Origin of the sequence: Winogradskyella endarachnes, from assembly GCF_009741275.1 — a bacterium.
Taxonomy (GTDB): domain Bacteria; phylum Bacteroidota; class Bacteroidia; order Flavobacteriales; family Flavobacteriaceae; genus Winogradskyella; species Winogradskyella endarachnes.
In genome coordinates this window covers 1-255 of sequence record NZ_WOWS01000047.1, presented here as the reverse complement: position 1 = coordinate 255, position 255 = coordinate 1, and the positions used below count along the sequence as shown (strand labels likewise).

Sequence of the window (255 nt, the reverse complement as noted above, 5' to 3'; positions counted from 1 at the left end):
CAACAGATTACAGTTTTGTATGGACTTATGAAGGCGTAGAAATTGCAGGCGCAACAGAAGGTACTTATATGCCAACAGCAGAAGGTATTTATGGTGTTACAGTTACTAACACGCTAACCGATTGTGATCATTACGATGAGACCTTAGTAATAGAAAGTGAGCCACCAAGTTTAACAATTGAGCAATTAACACAAGCATTTGCAGAAAATCACGTTATACAAGTAGTATTAGGAGATGAGATAGGGGACTATGAAT

At 37.6% G+C, this 255-nt stretch carries 1 pseudogene; it reads left to right on the top strand.

Going from position 1 to position 255, the window contains the following annotated elements:
• Positions 1 to 255 (top strand): annotated as a pseudogene (locus GN138_RS16380) (hypothetical protein); the annotation flags it as partial.